At 72.3% G+C, this 21,459-nt stretch carries 19 protein-coding genes and 1 pseudogene; 9 read left to right on the top strand and 11 right to left on the bottom strand.

Translation table 11 applies throughout. The features are described 5' to 3' along the window. Positions 1-38 precede the first annotated feature (38 nt). The 3 genes from AB0C99_RS12945 (at position 39) to AB0C99_RS12935 (ending at position 3,039) form a co-directional block, all read left to right on the top strand. Complete coding sequence (locus AB0C99_RS12945; RefSeq protein WP_362473675.1) at positions 39-269, top strand: hypothetical protein; 231 nt, start codon at positions 39-41, stop codon at positions 267-269. A gap of 180 nt (positions 270-449) precedes the next feature. Further along, entirely contained in the window at positions 450-1,040 is a 591-nt protein-coding gene (locus AB0C99_RS12940; RefSeq protein WP_362473673.1) for a hypothetical protein, read from the top strand. A gap of 394 nt (positions 1,041-1,434) precedes the next feature. Next, positions 1,435-3,039 carry an MFS transporter gene (locus tag AB0C99_RS12935; RefSeq protein WP_362473670.1) on the top strand — a complete coding sequence of 535 codons (1,605 nt, stop codon included), beginning with the start codon at positions 1,435-1,437 and terminating at the stop codon, positions 3,037-3,039. Between the two features lie 68 nt (positions 3,040-3,107). Here AB0C99_RS12935 and AB0C99_RS12930 read toward each other — a convergent pair whose 3' ends face one another. After that, entirely contained in the window at positions 3,108-3,650 is a 543-nt protein-coding gene (locus tag AB0C99_RS12930) for a TIGR03086 family metal-binding protein (protein ID WP_362473959.1), read from the bottom strand. A 167-nt stretch (positions 3,651-3,817) separates the two neighbouring features. On the opposite strand from AB0C99_RS12930, the gene AB0C99_RS12925 reads away from it, so the two are divergent. Beyond that, on the top strand, positions 3,818-4,786 hold the full coding sequence (locus tag AB0C99_RS12925; protein WP_362473668.1) for a WYL domain-containing protein: 969 nt from the start codon (positions 3,818-3,820) through the stop codon (positions 4,784-4,786). Here AB0C99_RS12925 and AB0C99_RS12920 read toward each other — a convergent pair. The 7 genes from AB0C99_RS12920 to AB0C99_RS12890 all read right to left on the bottom strand — a co-directional run bounded on the left by AB0C99_RS12920 (position 4,780) and on the right by AB0C99_RS12890 (position 11,580). Continuing rightward, entirely contained in the window at positions 4,780-5,427 is a 648-nt protein-coding gene (locus AB0C99_RS12920) for a hypothetical protein (protein WP_362473665.1), read from the bottom strand. The two genes, AB0C99_RS12925 and AB0C99_RS12920, sit on opposite strands and share 7 nt — an antisense overlap. 60 nt (positions 5,428-5,487) lie before the next feature. Further along, on the bottom strand, positions 5,488-6,609 hold the full coding sequence (locus AB0C99_RS12915) for a MerR family transcriptional regulator (protein WP_362473662.1): 1,122 nt from the start codon (positions 6,607-6,609) through the stop codon (positions 5,488-5,490). Between the two features lie 164 nt (positions 6,610-6,773). Beyond that, entirely contained in the window at positions 6,774-7,625 is an 852-nt protein-coding gene (locus AB0C99_RS12910; protein ID WP_362473660.1) for an HlyD family efflux transporter periplasmic adaptor subunit, read from the bottom strand. 113 nt (positions 7,626-7,738) lie between these two features. After that, the gene (locus AB0C99_RS12905) at positions 7,739-8,317 is read right to left on the bottom strand and encodes a hypothetical protein (protein ID WP_362473657.1); all 579 of its coding nucleotides are present in this window, start codon (positions 8,315-8,317) and stop codon (positions 7,739-7,741) included. A gap of 94 nt (positions 8,318-8,411) precedes the next feature. Continuing rightward, the gene (locus tag AB0C99_RS12900; RefSeq protein ID WP_362473654.1) at positions 8,412-9,686 is read right to left on the bottom strand and encodes an ABC transporter permease; all 1,275 of its coding nucleotides are present in this window, start codon (positions 9,684-9,686) and stop codon (positions 8,412-8,414) included. Next, positions 9,683-10,426: an ABC transporter ATP-binding protein gene (locus AB0C99_RS12895; protein ID WP_362473651.1), complete on the bottom strand. Its 744-nt coding sequence runs from the start codon at positions 10,424-10,426 to the stop codon at positions 9,683-9,685. Before AB0C99_RS12895 ends, AB0C99_RS12900 begins: the two co-directional genes overlap by 4 nt. Then, entirely contained in the window at positions 10,423-11,580 is a 1,158-nt protein-coding gene (locus tag AB0C99_RS12890; RefSeq protein ID WP_362473648.1) for an efflux RND transporter periplasmic adaptor subunit, read from the bottom strand. Before AB0C99_RS12890 ends, AB0C99_RS12895 begins: the two co-directional genes overlap by 4 nt. Positions 11,581-11,806: 226 nt before the next feature. On the opposite strand from AB0C99_RS12890, the gene AB0C99_RS12885 reads away from it, so the two are divergent. The 5 genes from AB0C99_RS12885 to AB0C99_RS12865 all read left to right on the top strand — a co-directional run bounded on the left by AB0C99_RS12885 (position 11,807) and on the right by AB0C99_RS12865 (position 16,979). Continuing rightward, positions 11,807-13,195, top strand: a complete 1,389-nt coding sequence (locus AB0C99_RS12885; RefSeq protein ID WP_362473645.1) for an SMI1/KNR4 family protein — start codon at positions 11,807-11,809, stop codon at positions 13,193-13,195. A gap of 309 nt (positions 13,196-13,504) precedes the next feature. Then, positions 13,505-13,711, top strand: coding sequence for a hypothetical protein (locus AB0C99_RS12880; RefSeq protein ID WP_362473642.1), 207 nt, complete (start codon positions 13,505-13,507; stop codon positions 13,709-13,711). 177 nt (positions 13,712-13,888) lie between these two features. Beyond that, on the top strand, positions 13,889-14,809 hold the full coding sequence (locus AB0C99_RS12875) for a glyoxalase (protein WP_362473639.1): 921 nt from the start codon (positions 13,889-13,891) through the stop codon (positions 14,807-14,809). Positions 14,810-14,898: 89 nt separating this feature from the next. Next, entirely contained in the window at positions 14,899-15,537 is a 639-nt protein-coding gene (locus AB0C99_RS12870; protein ID WP_362473636.1) for a hypothetical protein, read from the top strand. Positions 15,538-15,683: 146 nt separating this feature from the next. After that, positions 15,684-16,979 carry a family 16 glycosylhydrolase gene (locus AB0C99_RS12865; protein ID WP_362473634.1) on the top strand — a complete coding sequence of 432 codons (1,296 nt, stop codon included), beginning with the start codon at positions 15,684-15,686 and terminating at the stop codon, positions 16,977-16,979. 126 nt (positions 16,980-17,105) lie between these two features. Here AB0C99_RS12865 and AB0C99_RS12860 read toward each other — a convergent pair whose 3' ends face one another. The 3 genes and pseudogenes from AB0C99_RS12860 to AB0C99_RS12850 form a co-directional block, all read right to left on the bottom strand. Continuing rightward, a complete protein-coding gene (locus AB0C99_RS12860; protein ID WP_362473631.1) occupies positions 17,106-20,204 on the bottom strand; it encodes a glycoside hydrolase family 3 N-terminal domain-containing protein in 3,099 nt (1,032 codons plus the stop codon). Between the two features lie 364 nt (positions 20,205-20,568). Next, entirely contained in the window at positions 20,569-21,006 is a 438-nt protein-coding gene (locus tag AB0C99_RS12855) for a hypothetical protein (protein ID WP_362473628.1), read from the bottom strand. Further along, positions 20,991-21,407: pseudogene (locus AB0C99_RS12850) on the bottom strand (DUF6000 family protein); the annotation flags it as partial. The gene AB0C99_RS12855 and the pseudogene AB0C99_RS12850, both read right to left, overlap by 16 nt. Between the last annotated feature and the right edge of the window lie 52 nt (positions 21,408-21,459).

The raw sequence follows: 21,459 nt of genomic DNA, 5'->3' as shown, positions 1-21,459 counted from the left end.
CCGAGGGTAGAGCGCGTCTCACCTGCAAGGGGAAGCCCGTGCCCTGGCAGGACATCGAGTGGTACGCCGGCAAGCGCGGTGAGCTCCTCGGCACCTCGCAGACCGACGCTAGGGGAATCGCGGAGATGGAGGGCGGCAGCGTCAGCGGCCTCTTCACCTCCATCATGGGCGAGATCGGCGGGTACTCGGTCAAGTACCTGGGCAACGACGAGTACCTGCCCTCCGAGGACCACGGACATGTCGTCCCGCTGTTCGACATCGGCAGCTGACGCGCGGGTGCCGCCCGGGAGGTGAATCCTCCTTGGCGCCCGTCTCGCGGGCGGGCCGTCACCACGCCGGCGACGGGCGGGCCACCGTGCCGGTGGCCCGCCCCCCGAGGCCGTGCCACACGCCATGAGCCCCCCGCGCCGTAACGGCATGACCCTCTCCCGACACTCGAAGGGAAACGCATGAAGAAGCTCACCTGCGCCGGAGCCCTGCTGGGCGCCACGATCCTGGCCACCACCACCGCGCTCACCCCCGCGGCGGCCGCCGGAAACCTCATCAAGAACGGCACGTTCTCCGACCCGAACGCCCCCGCAGGCGGCTACGTGGAGTACGAGGACGGCGAGAACATCGGCCCGTGGCAGGTCGGCGCCGCCACGCCCCGGGGCGGCGTCACCCTCTACAGCCGCGCCCTCACCCAGTACACGTACCAGGCCGTCGACATCGGACCCGGCACCCTCTCCCAGGACTTCGAGGCGGACTCCGGCTCCATCGTCAGCGTCACCTGGAAGCAGGCCCGCAACACCGATCCCGCCTGCGCCAAGGACATGGGTGACCAGTCCTACAGCGCCCAGGTCATCCCCCCGCCCAGCTCGGACCCCGTGGGCGACACGTACACACCCGTCGGCCCCCGCTTCGCCTCGATCAACAGGCCGCTGCAGTTCCTCGCCGGCGAAGACCACTTCACCCTGGAGTTCGCGGGCCGAGCCCCCGGCGGGTGCGGCCCCCTGATCACGGACGTCGTCGCCAAGGTCATCGGCTACGCCCACCCCTGACCCCGTCGGGTGAGCCCCGCCCGTCCCGCAGCGGACGCTCGCACGATCCGCTGCGGGACGACGGCGCGGCACAGTGCGCGGGACAGGGCGCGGGACAGGCGAGGGCGGCGGCAGGACAGGGGGTGCGGATCCGGCCGCAGATCGGGCGAGGCGCCGAGCCGTGCGCGACTTTGGCGCCATGTCCGTTTGCGGCTACGGTGGCGTACATGCGTGGCTGAATTTCGTCCTGATACGTGGCGCCGTCGAGCGAGTGAGACTCCGGCGCCCGTCAGGCATCGGCTGGTCCCCCCCCGTCTTCCCGCCGCGCCCGCGCCCGCGCACTTCCGCTTCCCCTTGCTCTTCCCCTGTCGGGGCGGACGCCTGCGGTCCGGCGATCCGTTCAAGGAGTTTCTTCGTGTCCGCAGTACAAGTGCCGCCTGTGGCCGTGGCCGATGCCGTGGCCGGCCGGCGTGAGTGGGCCGGTCTCGCGGTCCTGGTCGGGGCCTGCGTGTTCGTGTCGATGGACGTCAGCGTCCTCTTCTACGCGGTCCCCGCGCTGAGCCGGGACCTGGAGCCCAGCAGTACGGAGGTGCTGTGGATCCTGGACGCCTACGGGTTCCTGCTCGCCGGCCTGCTCATCACCATGGGCGTCCTGGGCGACCGCTTCGGGCGGCGCCGGATGCTCATGGCGGGCGCCGCGCTGTTCGGCGGCGCCTCGGTGGCCGCCGCCTACTCCGGCAGCGCGGCGGCCCTGATCGTGTGCCGCGCGCTGATGGGGGTCGGCGCCGCGATGCTGGCCCCGTCCACCCTCGCCCTGATCAGCACCATGTTCCGCGACCGGACCCAGCGGCGCACCGCGATCGCCGTGTGGTCCGCGGCGTTCGCGGCCGGTTCCGTCCTCGGCCCGGTCCTGGGCGGCGTCCTGCTCGCGCACTTCTGGTGGGGCTCCGTGCTCCTGGCCAACATCGTCGTCGCCGCCCTGCTGCTGGGGGCGGGGCCCGCGCTCCTGCCCGAGGCGAAGGACCCCGCCGCGGGCAGGATCGACCCGCTCAGCGTCGTACTGTCGATGGCCGCGATCCTCCCCGTCGTCTACGGGGTCAAGCTCACCGCCCTCGACGGAGCCGGGCTCCCCGGGCTCGCGGCGCTCGGTGTGGGCGCCGCGGCCGGGGCCGCGTTCGTCGTCCGCCAACTGCGGCTGGCCCACCCGCTCCTCGACCTCGCGCTGTTCCGCCGCCGTGAGTTCGGCGCCGGAATCCTCGCCAACGGCACCACCCAGTTCGCCCTCATGGGCCTGACCCTGCTCGCCGCCCAGTACCTGCAGGGCGTCCTGGGGCTGACCGCCCTGACGGCCGCGCTGTGGATGGTCCCCAGCGTCGCCGGTGTCCTCACCGGCCTGGCACTGGCCGGAAGGCTCGCCCCGCGGCTGCGCCCCGGGACCGTCGTCGGCTTCGGCCTCGTCACGGCCGCGGCCGGCTGCCTGATCGCCGGCGCCGCCGGCCACGGGCTGGGCCTGCTGGTCACCGGGGCCACCCTCACCGGCATCGGCGTGGGCGCCGTCGCCCTGCCGGCCACCGACATCGTGCTCGCCGCGGCGCCGCCCGAGCGGGCGGGCGCGGCCTCGGCCGTGGCGGAGACCAGCACCGAACTCGGCGCGGCCCTGGGCATCGCGACCCTCGGCACCCTGAGCACGGTCCTCTTCTCCGCCAGGCTCCCCGTCGAGATCCCGGGCACCGGAGCCGGATTCGGAGCTGGTACGGGCACAGGCACAGGCACCGGAACGGCAACTGGATCCGGCACCCTCACCGAAGCACTGCACGCGGCACAGCAACACGGCCCGGAAGCCCTCGCCGCCGTACACACGGCGTTCACCGACAGCCTCCGACTGACCCTGCTGGCGGCGACCGTGCTGCTCCTGGGCACCGCGACTGCAGCCTTCCTCGCGCTCCGCGCCGTCCGCCTCGGCGAGTCGGACGACGGAGAGCAGGCCGAGCAGGCCGGGCAGGCCGATCAGGTCGCCTGAAGGGGCCGACCTCCCCGTATACGGCCGCATCCGGACGTATACGGCCGTATCCGAGTCTCCGGCGCTGGTCAGGGCTTGCGCCCGCACCACGCCACGAGGCGGTCGATCGCCGGAGCGTCCGCGTCGACGTCCACGGCGGCGCCGAACGGCGCGCCCTCGCGCGGCCCGGCGGGCAGCCCGCGCTGCATGGCGGCGTACGCGATCGCCACGATCTCCGGGTCCCAGTCCGGGAGCTGGCCGGTCGCGGTGGCCACGTCCCACGTGTGGACGGTGAACTCCGAGGTCCACACGGCAGCGGCGGCGGCGCCCGGCAGGCTGCCGAAGGGCAGCGTCAGGGTCCGACCCAGGATCGCCGGGTCCGCCCACGCCGCCTCCACCTCACGCACCGCGGCGTCCCACGCGTCCTGCCACTCGGCGTCCGCGATGTCGTCGGCGACCGTGGGGAGGCTCGCCGCGTCCCCGCCGCGCCCGACCAGGGCGATCCGGCGCAGGACGGCGACGAGGTGCCCGGCCAGCCGCCGCACGGTGAACTCTGTACAAGGCGTCGGCCCGTCGAGCTGCTCGGGCCGGACCGCGGCGAGGGTACGTCCGGCCAGCGCGACGGCCTGCATCAAGGCCCGGCGAGGGTCATCGCCGGTGAGACCAGCAGGACCGGTGGGACCAGTGAGGCGATCGGTGTCCGTATTCGAGGATGTGGTGTTCTCGCTGTTCGTCATGCCCTCATCCTGGAAGCCAAACAGGTCATCTCCTGGCCTATTTGCCCAAGAGAATCGCCGGCATGAGAGCCGATCGCCTGGTGGCCACCCTGCTGTTCCTCCAAACGCGCACCCGCGTGACCGTCGCCGAGGTCGCCGCCGAACTCGAAGTGTCCCCGCGGACCGCGCGCCGCGACCTGGAGGCGCTGTCGACCGCGGGCATCCCCGTGTACGCGCAGCGTGGCCGCGGCGGCGGCTGGTCGCTGGTCGGCGGCGCCCGGACGGACCTCACCGGGCTGAACGCGGCGGAGATCCGCGCCCTGTTCCTGTTGGCGGGCCCCTCGTCGGCCACGCCCGAACTCCGCACGGCCCTGCGCAAGCTGGTGCGCGCCCTGCCCGCGCCCCTGCGGCCGGGCGCCGAGGCCGCTTCGCGGGCCGGGCACACCGACGGCACGGACTGGTCGCGCGCCGAGGTCACGGCCGCCGGTCCGCACCTCGACACGCTCCGGCGGGCCGTGGTGGACGGGATCCAGGTGAGGCTCGGGTACGCCGGTCCCGGCAAGCCCGTCGGCGTGCGCACCGTCCACCCGCTCGGAATCGTCGCGAAGGCGGGCCGCGACTACCTCGTCGCCGATACGGAGCGGGGCCTGCGGACCTTCCGGCTCAGCCGGGTCGCCTCGGCGGAGACGACCGGCGAGCCCGTCGTACGGCCGCCCGGCTTCGACCTCCCCACGGTCTGGGCCTCGTTCGCCGCGCGCCTGGAGGAACGGCTGTACGCGGCGACGGTCCGGGCGCGGGCGGAGCCGGGCCCGGGCACCATGGCGCTGCTGGAGAGGCTGTTCGCCGGACGCCTGCGCGTCGGCCCGGACCGCCCCGACGGGTGGACGGAGATACAGGTCGACGGCCCGACACCGGAGGTCGTCGCGACACAACTCGCCGGACTCGGCTCCCGCGTCGAGGTGCTGGACCCGCCGGAGGCGAGGGAACGGCTCGCGCGCCTGGCGGTCGAGCTGGCGGGCGTGTACGGCCCGCCGGCCGGCCTCCCTCAGTGACGGACCTTGATCGCGTGGCTGAGGGCGGCCTGCTCCTCGTCGGGAAGGCGCCGCTCGGCATGGAGCATGCGCAGGGCCATGGTGACGCGTTCCTCGTCCTCGGGCGTGCCGAGGCTGCCCATGTAAGGGGGCAGCAGCAGAGTCAGGGCTTCGAGGTCCGCGCGGGCGCAGAGCGTGGCGAGGAGTCCACGGACCGGGTCTTCGTGCTGCTGTGGCGCGGACCGGGCGGTGGCACGCAGTCCCGCTGCGATGCGGTAGCGGAGCCATTGCCGGTGGGGGCCGTCCGGGACGTCGTCGAGGTGCTCGGCGGCGGACTCGAAGTGTTCGCGGGCCTGCTCGATCTGGCCCAGGTCCCGGTGGGCCCGCGCCATGTTGCCGTGAAGCGAGGCGTAGAAGCCGCGGACACGGTCGTCGCCGACCTTGTCGGCACGGTTCAGGCACTCCTGGTTCCAGCGCAGCGTCTCCTGCGGAGTCGGCTGGTGCCGGGCGAGGTAGTGCGCGGCGACGCAGGCGTCGTAGTCGTCCTCGGCCGCCTCCCAGGCTTGAAGGAACAACTCCCGTGCTCGGGCGTCACGCCCTTCGGCCTCGGCCTGCATACCCTGCGCGCACAGGCGCACGACGGTGTTCTCGGGGACGGTCACGGTTCTCCTGAGGTCATGAGGTCATGAGGTCATGGGGGTGGGGTGGGTAGTGAGGAAGAGTCAGCCGGAGGCGCCGAGGGCGACGGGCATGACCAGCGTGGTGAAGCTGCCCTGGTCGGCGGAGCGCACCACGACGGGCTGATCCACGGCGGAGATCTCCAGCAGAACGTCGGGCCCGACACCGGCCTCCAGCGCGGGGCCCAGGACGGCGGGGTCGAAACCGATCCGCCGGGGCAGGTCTTCATGACAGACCGCGGGCAGGGTGACGGAGCCGGGGCTGGAGCCAGAGCCGGAGCGGGATCCGGAGCCGGGGCCGGTGCCGGAGTGATCGGCACGCGAGACGACCAACTCGTCGTCGGCGAAGCTCAGGGCGATGCGAGCGGCGCCCGCATGGCTGCCGACCGCCGCGCGCAGGGCCAGCCGATCCACGATCACGCGGTACTGGGGCGGGGCCAGAGCCGCGAGCATCTCGCGGTAGGCGGGGAACGGGTCATCGGCCGTCACCAGGACACGGGACTCCGTCCCACCGCGTGCCCGGGCGCCGTCCGGTCCGACCTGGAGGGTGACCTCGTGGACCCGCGCCGCCCATCGCCCGAACTCGATCAGGTCAGCCGCGCGTACCAGCAGGCGGCCGGGGCCCCCGTCGAATGACGTCGGCCTGAGGACGCGCATCGACAGGCGATAGCGGTCGGTGGCCACCAGCCGTACCTCGCCGTCATCGATCTCGACGAGGACGCACCCCAGCGCGGGGAGCTCCACGTCGGAGCCCACGGACGGCACCACCTGACGTACCGCACTGGCCAACTCCACCCCGCCGAACCGCACTTCCGTGATGCCGCTCGCAGCCGAGAGGGATCGCAGCACCACGGCGACGGCGGCCTCGGCCGTCCGCGCCTGGTCCCGCATCCTCTCGACGTGCCGCTCCAGCACCGCGCGGCCCTCGTGCTCGGGCCCGTCGAGCACCACGGTGACCTCGGCCAACGGCAGTCCCGCTTCCCGCAGACTGCGCAGGAGACGGGCACGGGCCTCCTGCGCGGGACTGTAGAAGCGGTATCCCGTCGCCCCGTCGACCCACGCCGGCCGCAGCACGCGGCAGTCGTCGTAGAAACGCAGGGCGCTCGCGGCGAGACCGACCCGCCGCGCGAAGGCGCTGATGCTCAGGAGTTCCGTGGTGCCGTCCATGGCCCCGATTGTCGACGTTCATCCAACTCGAAGGTCAACTCGCCCTGCGGCCGGGCCTGGACACGGAGCACGGCCGGGGCACGGAGCAGGGCCCGGACGAGGAGCCGTCCGGGCCCTGCTCGGATCCGTCCGTGCCGCAGGTTCGGATCCGCCCGTACCGCCGGTCAGACGTGCACCTCGACGGTCACCGCCTCGCCCACCCGGGCCGTCGCGGGGAGCGCGTCGAGGGAGACGAGGACGGTGTAGCGGACCACCTGGGTCGAGGACTGCTGTCCACCGCCTCCCTGCCCGGTGCCGCCCGAGCTCTCCGCGGCGACGGGCACGGGCGACACCGAGGTCACCCGGCCCTGGACCGTCGCACCCGAGGAGCCGAGGGTGACCGACGCCTTCTGCCCTTCGGCCAGCCCCACGACGTCGGCCTCGGTGAAGTCGGCGCTGGCCCGCAGCTTGGACAGGTCCGTGAGGGTGAGGACCGCGGCCCCCTTGGCCACCTCCTGCCCGACCTCTGTGTCGACCGCGGTCACCGTACCGGCGAACGGGGCGACGATCTTCGTACCCTCCACCGCCCGCTCCGCCTCGCGGTACGTGTTACGAGCCTTCACATAGGACGCGTACGCCTTCGCGTACCCCTCCTCCCCGGCCCCGTTCAACTCCTGGGACGCCGAGAGGTACGACCAGTGGGCGGCCGTCCGGCTCTCGACGGACTCGGCGGAGTCGACCTGCGCCAGCACGTCGCCCTTCCTCACCTTCTGGCCGGCCTTCACCTTGAGCGTCGTCACCGTGCCGCCGTTCGTGAACGACAGCGTCCGAGTGGTGGGGCTCTCCAGCGTCCCGGAGGCGGACGGGTCCGCGTCGGCCTCGACATCGGGGGCGGCGGTGGCGGGTTCCCTGGCCGGAGAGGCGACGGTGCTGCCCTCCGCCCGTACGGCCATGAGCCCGCCGCCCATCAGGACGGCGCCGAGCACGCCGTACACGGCGGCCGTCCGGCGCCCCCTCCCCGTCGCCGTCCCCGTCACCGTCCGGCGTCTTCTCGCTGTCGCCACCGGTCAGCCCCCACTCTGCGGGCCGTCGCCGCCGAGCCCGGCCGTACCGACCGTGCCGGCCGTCCTGGGGGTTCCGGTCATCCCGGTCACCCCTGCGTCCCTGCGGTCGGGGCGTCAGCCGGAGCCGAGCCCCGGCCGACGCCGCCCTGGGGCCGGAGGATGACGGAGTCCCCGGTCTTGATCTCGACCGTCCTGCCGTCCTGGGTGGTGACCTCCACCACCCCGTCCTTGATCTTGCTGACGGTCCCGAAGGACATGCCCTGCCGTCCCTGGCCGCCGCCCGGGCCGCTGCCTTGACCGCCTCCGCCCTGGCCTCCGTTCTGGCCTCCGCCCGGGAAACCCGAGCCGCCGCCCTGAGCCCGGCCGCCGGGCAGCTGCCCGCCGCCCCCCGGCAGCTGCCCGCCGAACGACTGGCCGCCGCCCGGCCGGTCGGCGGAGGCCGAGCCGTCGCCCTTCTCCGCGTACACGCCGCCGATGAACCCGCCGACGGCCACGATGCCCGCGGCCAGGAAGAGCGCCACGCCGGGCAGACGCCTGCGCGCGGGCGCCGACTTGAGCGCGGCGTCGAGGTCCCCGGAGAAGGGGGAGTCGGCCAGGATGTCGGTGCTCTGGTCGGGGGCTTGGTCCGGAGTTTGCTCCGGGGCTTGGCCCGAAGGTCGGTTCAAAGGTCGGTCCGAAGCCGGGTCCGAAGGGCGGCCGGAAGACTGGTCCGAAGATTCGTCCGAGGGTCGGTTCGAAGGTCGGTTCAAGGATCTGTCCTCACTCATGACGCAGCGCCTCGATCGGGCGCAGGGAAGCGGCGCGGTTGGCCGGGTAGCTGCCGAAGAAGAGGCCGATGGCGACTGATACGCCGAGCGCGAGGCCGATCGACCAGGGGGCGATCACGGGCCGCACGCCGACGATCTCGAAGCCGCTGCCGATGACTCCCGCGGCGACACCGAGGATGCCGCCGATCAGGGAGAGGATCGTGGCCTCGGCGATGAACTGGCCGAGGATGGCTCCGCGGGGAGCGCCGATGGCCTTGCGGATGCCGATCTCGCGGGTGCGTTCGGTGACCGTGACGAGCATGATGTTGGTGACTCCGATGCCGCCGACGAGCAGGCTGATCGCGGCGACGGCGCCGAGCAGGACGGTGAAGGTCTGGCTGGATTCGGCGACGGCCGACTGAAGGCTCGCCTGGTTGAAGACCTGGAAGTCCGTGGTGCCGTGCCGCTGGTTCAGGACGGTGGTCACCTCGGCCTGGGCGGCGTCGACGGCGCCCGGGGTCCTGGCCTGGACGACGATCTGGCTGAGCGCGCCGTAGCTGGTGAGCGTGCCCTGGACGGCGGTGTAGGGGGCGATGGCGGTGTCGTCGGCGTCCTGGAAGCCGCTCGACGACGAGCCGGACTCGGCCAGGACGCCGGACACGGTGAAGAAGGCGCCGTTGACGTTCATCTTCTTGCCGATCGGGTCGACCCGGCCGAAGAGTTCCTCGGCGACCGTCTGCCCGATGACGGCGACCTTGGCGCCCGAGGCGACCTGCTCGGCGGTGAAGAGCGAGCCGCGCTGCAACTTCTTGTTGTTCGCCTTGAAGTACGCGGTGTCGCTGCCGACGAACTGTCCGATGCTGTGGCTGGAGGTCAGGTACGTGGTCGTCTGCGCGCTGGCGTTGACGACGGGGGAGGCGCTTTCGACCGACGGCGCGTTCACCGGGTCGACCAGTGCCTTGGCGTCCTCGACAGTGAGTTTCTTGGCCTGGGTGCGCGGCCCGGTGTTCGTCTGCTGGCCGCCGGCCGCGCCGAAGCCGCCGAATCCACCGGGGCCGGCCTGGCGGGCGCCGCCGCCCTGTCCGGTGGTCGAGGTGGAGACGGTGAGCGCGCCCGCGCCCAGGCGGGCGATGCTGTCCTGGATCTGCCGGGAGGAGCCGTTGCCCACGGCCACCAGCAGGATGACGGCGCCGACGCCGATGAGGATGCCGAGGGTCGTCAGGCCGCTGCGGAGCTTGTTGGCGCTCAGACCGCGCAGGGCGAACCGCAGGATCTCGAAGGGGTTCATTGTCTGCGGTCCTCCACGATGTCGCCGTCGACCAGGCGGATCACCCGCCTGGTGCGCTTGGCGACCTCGTCCTCGTGAGTGATCAGGACGATGGTGCGGCCGGAGGCCGAGAGCCGGTCCAGGACGTCGAGGACGTCGAGGGTCGACTTGCTGTCGAGGTTGCCGGTCGGCTCGTCGGCGAGCAGCAGGGACGGGGCGGTGGCCAGGGCTCTCGCCACGGCGACGCGCTGCTGCTGCCCGCCGGACAGCTCGTTCGGCTCGTGGCCGGTCCGGTCGGAGAGCCCGACCAGGTCCAGCGCGGCGAGCGCCCGGCAGCGCCGCTCCGCCGCCTTCACGCCGCCGTAGGCGAGGGGGAGTTCGACGTTGGCGAGCGCCGTCATACGGGGTATGAGGTTGAAGCTCTGGAAGATGAAACCGATCTTCCGGTTCCGGAGGATCGACAACTGCTGCTCGCTGAGCCCGCTGACGTCCGTGCCGTCCAGGAGGTACCGCCCCTCCGTCGGCACGTCCAGGCAGCCCAGGATGTTCATCAGCGTCGACTTGCCGGAGCCCGACTGCCCCATGATCGCCACGTAGTCGCCCCGCTCGACCGTCATGCCGACGCCGCGCAGCGCGTGGACGGCGGTCTCGCCCTGACCGTAGACCTTGGTGAGACCACGGACGTCGAGTACGGGGGAGGGGACGCCGGCGGGTACGGGTACGGAGTCCGGTACGGGGGAGGGGGTGGCGGCGCTGCTCATCGGCCGCCGCCCGTGCCGCGTCCGCCGCCCCCGGGGACCATCCCGCCGCCACCGAATCCGCCGCGCTGCGTCTGGGCCCCGGAGCCGGTGCCGCTGGTACCGGTGGCGACCGTGATCCGGACCTGCTCGCCCTCGCTCAGCCCGGACGTGATCTCCGTACCCGAGCTGCCGACGATGCCCACCGTCACCGACTTCACCACCGGCCTGCCGTTCTCCAGCACCGTCACGGTGCTCTGCCCGCCGGCGCTCATGACCGCCGCGTTCGGTACGTACAGGGCGTCGTCGGCCTTCGAGACGGTCACCGTCGCGGCGGCCGTCTGCCCGATCCGCACCTGCGCGGGCTTCGCGTCCAGGACGATCGTCACCGCGAACGTGACGACGTTGTTCTCGGTGGTCGGCGTGCTGTCGATCGCGGCGACCTTGCCCTGGGCGGTGACGCCCGGCAGGGCGGCGAAGGTGACGGTCGCCGCCTGTCCCACCTTGAGCTTGGTGGCGTCCGACTCGGTGAAGCTGCCCGTCACCTGGACCTTCGCCGGATCGGCGAGCTCGATGAAGCCGCTCGACGAGGAGCCGGAGGAGCCGGAGGAGCCCGAGGAAGCGGAGGATCCGGAGGAGCCGGCGGATCCGGAGGCCCCCGAGGAGCCCGAAGCCGCGTCCCCCACGTCGCCGTTCACGGCGGTGACGGTCCCGGCGAACGGCGCGTACAGCACCGTCCCGTCGAGCGCGCGCTGGGCGGCGCTCACGGCGTTCTTCGCCTGCACGTAGCTCGCGTAGCCCTGCGCGGTGCTGGTGTCGCCATCGGCGGCGACCGCCAACTCGGCGCGGGCGGCGTCAAGTTGCTCCTGCGCTTCGGTCCGGTCCAGCTCGGCCAGCTTCTGCCCCTTCTTCACCGTGGCGCCGACCTTGACGTGAATCCTGGTCACGGTCCCCGAGCCGGCGAAGGTCAGCGCCCGCTTCGTAGCGCTCTCCACCGATCCTGACGCCGCCACGGAGGTCGTCAGGTCCCCGCGCATGACGGTCGTGGTCCTCGTGGTGGCCGAGGCGGTCGCCTCGTCGTCCCCCAACGACACGTAAGCGAAGCCGACGCCCCCTGCCAGCAGCACGGCAAGCGCGCTGTTGACCAGGAGGGCCCGGCCTCTGATCACAGATCTCATGGGCCGAAAGGGTGCGCTGCCCGGCTGTGAATCCCCCTGGCGTTTGCATATGAGTTCCCTATGAAGACGCGCCGAATCCTTGCGAAGGGGAGCCGCTCACCGTCGTCGCGCGCGGCTGTCAGTGGCGAAGGACATAATCGCCACCGTCATGATCACCGATCACCGATCACTGATGAGTGATTACTGATGCGTAATCACCGGTCACTCGATACCCCGGAGGCCACAGTTGTCCCCGCTCCACGACTTCTCCACCTGGGAGCCCCTGCTGCGGCTCCTGCGGGCAACCCACGCCCAGGCGCTGGAGGCGCCGGGCGGGTACGTGGCGGGGAGCGTCGGTCTGCACTCGTGGAGCGTGCCGACGGGGAGGCGGCGCAGGCAGCCCGGACGCGCTCATCTGGTCTCGGACATGCAGGAAGAGTTCGACGCGATCGAGCGAGTACGGGACGCCCTCACCGCGGCGGGGGGCACCGACGTCTCGTTCACGCTGGAGGTCTCGCCCGACGGGACGACCGAGCTCCGTCTGTTCGACCCGGGCTCCGCCGTCGATCCCGGCCTGGGGAACGCTCACCCGGGTGCGCTGCGCCTGGTCGAGAATGCCGTACCCGAGCCGTGGCGTCGCCTGCCGCAGGCCGTGCCGGGGGCGCGGCCGGCTCCGTCCGTGGACCTGGCGTGGCTTGAGCGAACGCTCCGCGAGCGGGCGCCCGAGGCGATCGGCGCCAACGACGCGGAGATCGCCTCCGCGGAGGCCCGCCTGGGCGTCGAGCTGCCCGAGGAGATCAAGGTGCTCTACCGGGTGATCCGGGTGCGGGAGGAGTGGCCGGACCTGGGGGCGGACGGGGCGGAGGCGATGCAGTGGGACTTGGAGACAATCGGCTTCGAACTGTTGCCTCTGGAGGACCTCTTCGTCGCCGGAAGCTCGCGCCAACCGTTCCGCTGGGAGCACGCGTCGAACGAGGTCGCCGTCACCCCGCCCGACGCCGCCGTCCAGGGCCTGGCGGGCTCGCCCGGATGGATCGTCATCGGCGACACCGGCGGCGGGGACTTGGTGGCCGTCGACCTGACGCCGGGTCCTCGCGGCCACATCGGGCAGATCATCGTGCTCGACCACGAGCAGAGCATCGGTGCCGAGTTGTTCGCCGAGTCGCTGACCGACCTGGTCCGGGACCCCGAGCGGAACTGGTACTCCGGCCGCCGCTGGAGGGATCTGCCCCACGTGGCGCACGTCAACCACCAGAGCGTCCGGAGCGTGGAGGCCGCGGCCCACCCCGAGCTGGAGGTGCTCAGCCTCGGAGTCCAGGACGGCGAACCCCTCAGCCTGGCACCCGTCTTCGGACTGCCTCGCCTCCGCACCCTCTCCAGCTACCCCGGAGCCCTCGCGGACCCGCTGGAGATCGCCGGGCTGACCGGCCTGGAGTTCCTCGAACTCCCCCCGGAGGACTGGCGCGTCCTACTCGACGCCGACGCGGTCCCGCGCGGCCTGTCCGCCGCGGCCATCCTCGCGTACAGCGACCGGGATCCACGCGTGACCGTCGCCCTGGCCAACGAGATCCTCGCACTATGGGCCCGCCCCCTGATCACCGAGACCGTCGTCGAAGGACACCTCGGGCCCCTGTGACGGAACGAGTGGCTCGGCCATGGAGGGCCGATTCGCGTGGGGCGACGACCGTGGCGATAGGAGCGGTGACGGTGGCCGGCATTTCCGATGGCCTGCCTAGTAGGAGGGCTCGGTCGGGTGTGCGCCTTGGTGGCGTGTCCTCGCGGGGTTGTGTGCGTTGGTGGTGTGCGGCACCTGGGAGTTGGCCCGGGCCCCGGAGGATCCGGGGTCGTTCGCGGCGGAGATGTGACCGCCAGAGGTGTCGAGCCGGGCAGAGTCCCACCTCGGGCGGCGCCACCAGATCCTGCCGGACCTGATCCAAGTCTCCAGGTGTCCCACGCCACCAACGCGTACTTCCTGGGTGTCGGGACGGTCCTGAACCGCGTCCAGCTCGATACCGGACCGGGCGGTCAGCCGCCGTTCCTGGTCGAGACCGATTCCTGTCGACTGGTGACCTCGGACGTCGCCGAGGCGGTGGCCGCCGGTGTCGCGGGGCTGGGCGCAGGCGATGGCGGTTCTGCTGACGAGCTTCCGTAGGCGGTCGTCGTTGGCGCGGCGGATTCGCCGGATGACGTAGCGGCGGATCACGCGGCCCTGCTCCTTGTCGGCGTGTGCGCGGAACGGCGTACGCCCGGGCGCTGTCGCCAAAGCCGCCCCGGCCGCGCGTGCCTAGCCTTCCCGCTGACGCGACCACGGCGGAAGGGATCCCCGGAGATGAAGCGCAGGACGTTGGCGATGACGCTGTCGGCCCTCATGGTGGTGGGCGTGCTGGGCGGCGGCGCGCCCTCATCGGCCCGGGAGGAGAAGGCGGTCGCCGTGGCCGCCCCGAGCCCGGCAGTGGGGCCCCAGTACGACACCACGTATGTGTACGTCAGCCCCGGCTCGGTGGACGCGTTCGCCGCCAGTTGGGGGGCCACCTTCGGCGGGACGCACACGGCGAAGGTGCTCACGCACGTCACTCCGACGCCCAGCACGACCGAGTCGGAGCTCGTCTTCTCGCCGGTCGGCACCCTCTCGGTGTTCGACTTCAAGACGCCCGTCCCCTTCCCGTTCGGCGCGGAACGCACCGGCTGGCTCGTCGAGGACCTGGACGAGGCCGTCCGGCTCGCCCGGCGGGCCGGAGCGCAGCTGGTCGTCGCGCCGTTCGACGACCCCATCGGGCGCGACGCGATCGTGCAGTTCCCCGGGGGCGTCAACACCCAGCTGTACTGGCACACCACGAAGCCTTCGTACCCGCCCCTGGAGTCGGTGCCGGACAACCGCGTCTACCTGACGCCCGACTCACTCGGCCCCTTCCTCGCCTCCTACGGGCGCTTCACCGGCGGTCGCGTCGTCTCGGACCGTCGCGACGCGGACGGCGGCGAGATCGGGCGCCCGGGGGAGACGTACCGCCGGATCGCCCTGGCCTCCCCGTCGGGCGGCACGGTCGTGAGTGTCACCGACCGGCACCTGCCCTACCCCTCCGGGCGCGAGACCACCGGCTACCGCGTGGAGGACCTCGACATGACCCTGAGTAAGGCCCGCGCGGCGGGCGCGCAGATCGTGTGGGGCCCGTACACCGGCACCGCACGCAAGAACGCGATGGTCCGCTTCCCCGGCGACTACATCGCGGAGCTCCACCAGGAGCTGCGCTAGCTCTCCGACCGCATACGTTCGCCGGGTTGGGTGGCCGTGAGGTGGTGGGGGCCGGACTCGTGGCTGGGGCGTCCGCCTATGCTCGGCTCGTGCAGCCGCCCGATCGAAGCTATTCGTTGACCATGGCGTTCCCGGCCGAGCTCGCAGGCGATGCCGAGGCAGTAGCGTCGGTCATGCCTGCTTCTCGCCGGCTGCCGGCAGCGCCGTTTTCGGTCGTTGTGGAGGGCCAGCAGGTCTTGATCCCCTACCGCCTCTACAACGACGAGCCGCTGGCTGACGCGGTGGCGTCCCTTTCGTCGCGCCAAAGGCGGCTTCTGCACTGCCTTTACTCAAGGCACTGCGACGGGGTGGTCAGGCAACGCCATCTGGAGAAGATCGTTCGATCCACGGACCCGTGGGTCGTCCCCTTCGTCGTGGAGCTGGTCGGCGAGTACGTCTTGGAGATCATGATCGTCATCTGCGATGAGCTCCGTGATCTCGCCGCGCCCGGCACCGGCGGCCACCTCGCCTACGGGCAGTTCATCGTGGAGAACCCAGCCTACTTCGCGAGCATTCAACGGCGGGTCGTGAGCTACTGGAGTTGCTACTACCGCGGCACCTACGCGAGTTTTCAGGGTTACCCGGGGCGCACTCTTCTTGACCTTCTGCGGTCAGCCGCCTCCGACAGAGCCGGGCATCCCTGGCCCAACCTCACTCCAGGCGCTGGCAGAGAGGACGGCGGCCGCTAGGTCCTGGCCGGGCACTCCGCGCCGTCCTCGGGCACGCTCCCACGGCGCCCGGCTGCTGGCGAGGCCCATCGACTTGACCGGGACGCGTCAAGGCGATTCACTCCCCTCACGCACAGGTCCGGACCAGTACTCGAATCGAGGTACCCATGTCCGCCCCCTCCCGCATCAGCCGGTCGTTACGACTGGCGGCTCTGCTCACCGCAGCCGTGACCGTCTCCCTCAGCTGGACGACGTCCACGGCGGCCACCCCGCGACCCCACCGCCTGGAGGCCGCCGAGAGCTCCCAGCCCGCCGCCCAGCCCACCGCCGTCACCTTCGAAGACAACTTCGACGGCCCGTCCGGCGCCGCCGCCGACCCCGGCCGCTGGAACGTCGAGACCGGAGACAACGTCAACAACCACGAGCGCCAGTGGTACACCCCCGGCGCGTCCAACGCCGCCCTCGACGGCCGGGGCAACCTGGTGATCACCGCCCGGCGCGAGAACCCCGGCAACTACCAGTGCTGGTACGGCCGGTGCGAGTACACCTCGGCGCGGCTCAACACCTCCGGCCGGTTCACCTCCACGTACGGGCACGTCGAAGCCCGGATGAAGGTGCCGCGCGGCCAGGGCATGTGGCCCGCGTTCTGGATGCTCGGCCAGGACATCGGCCAGGTCGGCTGGCCCAACAGCGGCGAGATCGACGTGATGGAGAACGTCGGGTACGAACCCTCCACCGTCCACGGCACCCTGCACGGCCCCGGCTACTCCGGCGGCGGCGGGATCGGCGCCGCCTACACCCTCCCCGGCGGGCGGGCCTTCGCCGACGACTTCCACACCTTCGCCGTGGACTGGTCTCCCGGAGCCGTCTCCTGGTCGGTCGACGGACAGGTCTACCAGCGGCGCACCCCGGCCGACCTCGGCGGTCGGCAGTGGGTGTTCGACAAGCCCTTCTTCCTCATCCTCAACCTCGCGGTCGGCGGCGACTGGCCGGGGAACCCGGACGGCTCCACCCCGTTCCCGAACCAACTGGTCGTCGACTACGTCCGCGTCACCACCGCCGACGGCGGCGGGGGCCGCACCGGCGCCTTCACCGGACTGGCCGGCAAATGCCTCGACGTGGCGGGCTCGCAGACCGCCAACGGCACCCAGGTGCAGCTCTACACCTGCAACGGCACCGCCGCGCAGCGCTGGACCCTGCCCGGCGACGGCACCGTACGCGCCCTCGGCAAGTGCCTCGACGTCAACGCCGCCTCCACGGACCCCGGGACCAAGGTCCAGCTGTGGGACTGCAACGGCACCGGCGCCCAACGCTTCGACTACAACGCCACCACCCGGGACCTCGTCAACATCCCGGCCGACAAATGCGTCGACGTCCGCGACCAGAACCCGGCCGACACAACCCCCGTCCTGATCTGGTGGTGCACCGGCAACGCCAACCAGAAGTGGACCTTCACCGGCTGACCCGGGCCCGGACGCCCGTACCGCGTAACGCGTAACGCGTTTCGCGTACCGCCTACCGCGTACCCCCGGACATGCCCGAGGCCCCCGCACCGTCCGGCGCGAGGGCCTCGGGCCCGTCCCCTTCCCCTACGGAGCGGCGTCGGCGGCAGCCCGGAAGGCCACCGTCAGCCGCTCCACCGCGCCCGTCAGGTCACCCGTCAGCAACAGGTGGTCCGCCTCGGCGAACGGCTTTGCGACCGCGGGGCCGAACCGTCCGTCGATCCGCTGCGCGGCGATCGCCCGGGCCCGGTCGGCCACCGCGCGCCCGGCCGGCGAGTCGGCCCCGGCGGTCCGCTCGACCACCGCTGCCGTCACGGCCAGGGCCCGCAGCGCGGCCTCCCCGCCCCGCGGAGCCGTGCCGAGCGTGGTCAGCCCCCAGCCGTACGGGAACTGCGGATCGTAGACGGCGTCCCCGACGTTGACCGGGAGCTGCGCCTCCGAGCGCGGCCAGGTCACCGGCAGCCGGCCGGTGAACGCCCGCTTCCCGTACAGCACGTCGGCGACCCCGTCGCCCTCGGTGCCCGGCAGCCAGGACGCCACCAGGGCCGTCATCCGGTCCAGCCGGTCCCCGACGAGCTGCGGCCGCCCGGACACCACGAGCACCGCGCAGCGCATCGCCGCGCACACCCGGTCGACGGCCGACCGGTCGGCCGCCGAGAGCTCCAGGTCGTGCCCGTTGCCCACATCGCCGACACCCTCCGCGTACGGGGTCTCGCCGACGACCACGACCCCGGCGTCGTACCCGGTCAGCGGCGCCGAGGCGTCCTTGGAGTACGTCACCGAGTTTGGCGAGGCGGCGGCCGCGCGCATCCCCTCCAGGATCGTGGTGCCCGTGGTGATCCGCCCAGAGGACCCCTGCCAGGAGACCGTCCAGCCGCCGCTCTGGTTGCCCAGGTCGTCCGCGTTGGACCCGGCGACGTACACCTTCTGATCGGGCTTCAGCGGCAGCAGCCCGCCCGCGTTCTTCAGCAGCACCTGCGACTTCGCCGCCGCCTCCCGGGCCACCGCCCGGTGCGCCGCCGAGCCGACCGCGCCGAGCCCGGACCGGTCGGCGTACGGCTTCTCGAACAGGCCGAGCCGGAACTTCTGCTCCAGGATCCGCGCCACCGCGTCGTCGATCCGGGCCGCCGGGATCCGGCCCGCCGCCGCCTCGCCGACGAGCGTGCGGTGGAACTCCCGGTACGCGGTCGGCACCATGATCATGTCGAGCCCCGCGTTGACCGAGGTCCGCACGTCACTGGCGTAGTCCCCGGGGATCTGGTCGATGGCCTGCCAGTCGCTGATGACGAAGCCCTTGAAGCCCATCCGCTGCTTCAGCACCCCGTTGATCAGCTCGGCGCTCGCGTGCATCTTCACCGGCCCGGCGTCGTCATCGAGGAAGTCCACCGAGGAGTACGAGGGCATGACCGTCCCCACCCCGCGCCGCACGGCCTCCCGGAACGGCGCCAGGTGCACCGCCTCCAGCTCCTCCCTGGTGACCCGGGTGACACCCTGGTCGATGGTGTACGAGCCGGTGGTGGAGGATCCGTACGCGGTGCCGCCGTCGCCGACGTAGTGCTTCGCCGTGGCCAGCACCTTGTCAGGCCGGTCCAGGTCCCGCCCGTCCGGCGTGCCCTGCATGCCGCGGATGACCGTCTCCATGGCGGTGACCAGCGCCGGGTCCTCGCCGAAGGCTTCGTAGGACCGCCCCCAGCGCTCGTCGTGGGTCACGCACAGGCAGGGCGCGAAGTCCCACGGGACGCCGGTCGCCCGCACCTCGGCCGCGGTGACCGCGCCCGTCCGCTCGACCAGCGAGGGGTCGCGGGTCGCGCCCAGGCCGATGTTGTGCGGCATGATCGTCGACCCGGTCAGGTTGTTGTGCCCGTGGACGGCGTCCACTCCGTAGATCAGCGGGATCTGCAGCCGGGCCGCCCGGGTGCGCAGTTGGAAGCCGTCCACCATGTCCGCCCAGCCGGCCGCCGTGTTGGGGGTCGGCACCGAGCCGCCGCCCGAGAGCAGCGAGCCCAGCGCGTACGCGGCGATGTCACCCGGCGCCTTCAGCGCGTTGCGCTCGGCCTGCGTCATCTGCCCGGCCTTCTCCTCCGGGGTCATCCGCGCCAGCAGGTCCGCGACCCGCGCGCGCACCGGCAGCCGCGCGTCGAGGTACGGCAGCCCGTGCGCGTCGATCACGACCAGCGGGTCCTCCGCGGGCGCCCGCGCGCCGGTCACCGTCAGCTTCACCGGGACGGTCTCGGCGGTCTCCCCGGTCCGGTCCTTCACGGTGGTCACGGTGAGGGTCCGGGAGGTCCCGGAAGGCGTGCCGGCCGGGAAGGTGAGCGACCCGGCGGCGGGCCGGAAGTCGTCGCCGGGGATCGCGGTACCGCCCCCGGCGACGTAGTCGACCGTCACCGGCTCGGTCAGCGGACCGGAGCCGGTGGTGGCCACAGACAGCCGGACCTCGGCGGAGCCGCCCTCCTTCACAGGGTGAACGACCGTGTCGGTGACCACCTTGGTCCGCACGACCGGGTCGGCGGCCCCGTACACCTGCATCCCGTCGATCATGAACTCGCCGGGCCGCCCCACCGGGAACGTGAAGGCGTACCCCCACATGGCGTTCAGCCCGAGCACCTGGTCGATCCCGCCGACCGGCTGGTAGTCGGTGCGGTACTCGAAGCGCGAGAACGGGATCTCGACCAGGTGCCAGCCCTGCCAGTCGTCCGTGAACGAGGTCGTCCACAGCTCGGACGCCTCGCCGTTGGCCCCGCCGTCCTTGATCTCGAAGGCCACCCGAGGCCCCGAGCCGGGCGGCAGCGGGGCGGTGTTCTGCCCGTACCACCAGAACCGCAGCCCCGCCCGCCCGCTCCAGTCGTGCGCGGGCCGGTCGAAGGCGAAGTCATGACTGAACCCGCCCCAGCCGCTGATGTCGTACGAGCCGTGCAGCACCCGCGCACCCTCGGGCGCGTCGGCACGCTCCCGGAGCTCGAGGCGCGGCTGGTCGTCGCCGTCGCTGCCCCAGGTGAAGATCCCCTCGGCGGGCGGCCCGGCGAACGGGACCTCCCCCTCGAACCGGTCCACCGCCGTCGGCGGCGGTTCCGCGGCGGCGGCCGAGGTCTGGGAGAGCGGGAGCAGGCCGACGAGCACACCGGCCGCGGCCAGCAGAGCGGTTCCGAACCGGCGCCTGGCCGGTCTCACACGTACGGATCTCACGAAGCGCCTCCGAGGTCTGGACCACCGGACGAAAGTCACGGCGGAGTCAACTGAACCCCCGGGAAGCCGTCAAGACTTCACACCACCCGTGACCGAATGGCGTCACCGGCACCGGCTCAGCCTTGTCGGCCTTCGGAACATGAACGCAGCCCTTGGCCTCATCGGCCCTCGTGGCGGGTGCCGCGACCGCCGTGGTGCCGGTGGCCGTGGGTCGCTTCGGCTACCGGCGACGTCTTCAGGTCGAGGTCTCCTCGGTGCTGCGGGGCAGCCGGCACGGCACCGTGCGCGTCACTTGCGGCCTCGACGAGGGGGAGACAGCCCGGCCCCTCGCGGGCGCGTCAACGAATGGCTGTGACCAGGGCCTTCAGGACTCGTAGGGGCCGCCCCGGAAGTACATGCTTCTGTGCGCTCGGGGATGGTCACCGCGCTCGTGCGCGGCATCGGAGCGGTCGGCGGGTGTCACCCGTTCGGCCAGCGCCCGCAGCGTTTCCAGTCCGGCCAGAACCTCCGCGCGATGGTCCGACACCTTCATCCACGCCGGCAGGCGAGCGAACATCGACATCGTCGACTGCGCGCCGCCACGCTCTCGCAATCGCGCCCCGACATAGGCGGACAGCTCGTCGACGTGCTCCTCGTTATAGGCCCACAAGATGTGACCGGCGCAGCGGGTCTGCAGCCACAGGGGCCGCCGGAAGAACGGATCCGCGCTACCACCGACGCGGGCGGCATCCGCCTCGCCCGCGCCGTCGTGTTCTCGAAGGTGCCCCGCAGGGACGGGCTCCGGGTTCAGACGCCGGCGCACTCGTCCACGACGGCGCAGGCAAGGCGGATGCCGCCCGCGTAGTTGGAGATGCCGTCGTCCCCGCGCATGTGGGGCGCGTCCCGGAACCAGGTGTGACACAGGCCGTCCTCCCGTAGGAAGCGGTCGGCGCGGTCGCCGCCCAGGGCGGAGTCGGCGTGGGCCAAGGCGCCCATCACCGTCGGCTGGTCGTAGGCGAGATCCGGCCGACGTAGGTAGCGATCCAGGTAGGCGGCGAGCAGATCGGCGTCCTCGGCCGTGCCGAAACTGGCCAGGGCCACAGAGTAGCCCCCAGCCGCACAGCAGACCTCGCTCTCCAGCAGCAGCGCCCCCACCCGCTCACGGACGTGCTCACGGCGCGAGACGGCGGCGAGCCAGGCCGCGGTCCGCCGCTCGCGCCAGCCCTTAATCTCGCGGGGCACAGGCAGGCGCCGAGCCGGGAGCGCAGGTGAGATG

This window comes from Streptomyces sp. NPDC048659, assembly GCF_040650575.1.
Classification (GTDB): Bacteria; Actinomycetota; Actinomycetes; order Streptomycetales; family Streptomycetaceae; genus Streptomyces.
The sequence above is the reverse complement of the archived record's forward strand: the minus strand, read 5'-3'. Positions and strand labels throughout refer to the sequence as shown.

Coding starts and splice junctions, on each gene's coding strand:
- AB0C99_RS12940 (WP_362473673.1), top strand. CDS start 450: ATGAAGAAGCTCACCTGCGCCGGAGCCCTGCTGGGCGCCACGATCCTG.
- AB0C99_RS12930 (WP_362473959.1), bottom strand. CDS start 3,650: ATGCAGGCCGTCGCGCTGGCCGGACGTACCCTCGCCGCGGTCCGGCCC.
- AB0C99_RS12925 (WP_362473668.1), top strand. CDS start 3,818: ATGAGAGCCGATCGCCTGGTGGCCACCCTGCTGTTCCTCCAAACGCGC.
- AB0C99_RS12915 (WP_362473662.1), bottom strand. CDS start 6,609: ATGGACGGCACCACGGAACTCCTGAGCATCAGCGCCTTCGCGCGGCGG.
- AB0C99_RS12900 (WP_362473654.1), bottom strand. CDS start 9,686: ATGAACCCCTTCGAGATCCTGCGGTTCGCCCTGCGCGGTCTGAGCGCC.
- AB0C99_RS12895 (WP_362473651.1), bottom strand. CDS start 10,426: ATGAGCAGCGCCGCCACCCCCTCCCCCGTACCGGACTCCGTACCCGTA.
- AB0C99_RS12890 (WP_362473648.1), bottom strand. CDS start 11,580: ATGAGATCTGTGATCAGAGGCCGGGCCCTCCTGGTCAACAGCGCGCTT.
- AB0C99_RS12875 (WP_362473639.1), top strand. CDS start 13,889: ATGAAGCGCAGGACGTTGGCGATGACGCTGTCGGCCCTCATGGTGGTG.
- AB0C99_RS12865 (WP_362473634.1), top strand. CDS start 15,684: ATGTCCGCCCCCTCCCGCATCAGCCGGTCGTTACGACTGGCGGCTCTG.